The organism is Aeromonas diversa CDC 2478-85 (genome assembly GCF_000819805.1).
Classification (GTDB): domain Bacteria; phylum Pseudomonadota; class Gammaproteobacteria; order Enterobacterales; family Aeromonadaceae; genus Aeromonas; species Aeromonas diversa.
On the sequence record NZ_CDCE01000018.1, the window covers coordinates 1 to 1,229 of the forward strand.

3 protein-coding genes are annotated in these 1,229 nt (G+C 52.8%); 2 read left to right on the forward strand and 1 reads right to left on the reverse strand.

What is annotated here, in order from left to right:
* Both BN1121_RS04770 and gmhB read left to right on the forward strand, forming a co-directional pair.
* On the forward strand, positions 1-329 hold a 329-nt coding region (locus BN1121_RS04770; protein ID WP_043597382.1), incomplete at its 5' end, for an EF-Tu C-terminal domain-related protein.
* A gap of 114 nt (positions 330-443) precedes the next feature.
* Positions 444-986, forward strand: a complete 543-nt coding sequence (gene gmhB / locus BN1121_RS04775; RefSeq protein WP_043597384.1) for a D-glycero-beta-D-manno-heptose 1,7-bisphosphate 7-phosphatase — start codon at positions 444-446, stop codon at positions 984-986.
* Here gmhB and BN1121_RS20140 read toward each other — a convergent pair.
* Positions 975-1,229 (reverse strand): hypothetical protein (locus tag BN1121_RS20140; protein WP_231553002.1); only part of this gene is annotated, 255 nt, incomplete at its 5' end. The two genes, gmhB and BN1121_RS20140, sit on opposite strands and share 12 nt — an antisense overlap.

Here is a 1,229-nt window from a genome sequence, read left to right on the forward strand (position 1 = left end):
ACGTAGAGCGTGGTCAGGTACTGGCCAAGCCGGGCACCATCAACCCGCACACCAAGTTCGAGTCCGAAGTATACGTACTGTCCAAGGAAGAAGGTGGTCGTCACACCCCGTTCTTCAAGGGCTACCGTCCGCAGTTCTACTTCCGTACTACCGACGTGACCGGTACCATCGAGCTGCCGGAAGGCGTAGAGATGGTAATGCCGGGCGACAACATCAAGATGGTTGTTACCCTGATCTGCCCGATCGCGATGGACGAAGGTCTGCGCTTCGCAATCCGTGAAGGCGGCCGTACCGTTGGTGCTGGTGTTGTAGCTAAAGTTATCGCTTAATCGATACTTTATATGCACACATGAAAAGGGGTGGCTTCGGCCACCCCTTTTACTTTTGGGGCTTTAAATGGCCTGTGAGATACTTTTGCGAAATCATTGATAGAGGTAGTTGCTGTGAGTAAACCCGCCATTTTTCTGGATCGTGATGGTGTCATCAACGAAGACACGGGTTATGTCAGCCAGGTTGATGACTTCCATTTTCTGCCCGGGGTGATTGAGGCCATGCAATTGCTGAAGAAAAAAGGCTATTTGCTGGTCGTGGTGACTAACCAATCCGGCATCGCCCGTGGTTACTTCACTGAAGATGACTTCATGAACCTGACCGAGTGGATGGATTGGTCCCTGGCCGATCGCGATGTGGATCTCGACGGTATCTACTTCTGTCCTCATCATCCGGAACACGGTCCGGCCTGCGATTGCCGCAAACCTGAGCCTGGCATGCTGCTGGCTGCCACGAAGGAGCTGGGTATCGATCTATCGGCCTCTTATATGGTGGGTGACAAGACAGCCGATATTCAGGCTGGGATCAAGGCGGGCGTTGGCAAGACCGCTCTGGTACGAACTGGCAAGGCGTTGACCGAGCAGGGCATCACTCTGGCAAGCGGCGTGTTTGATGACCTGCTGGCGTTCGCCAAAAGCATCCCGTCATTGAAGTAAATAGGGTGTTTTGATGGTTTGTTGAGCGAATGAGTGCTGAAGTGTGATTTTTCTCAAAATTCCTATTGCCACGGCGCGCGAACTCCCTATAATGCGCCTCCATCGACAGGGCAACGCCGGCACAGCAGCGAGCCGGTCGATGTGAGAAAAAGCCTTGAAAAATAAGGCTTGACTCACCAGGCGGGAAGCGTAGAATGCCACTCCCGTTGCGATGAAAATCGCGCTGTTCTTTAACAAATTGAA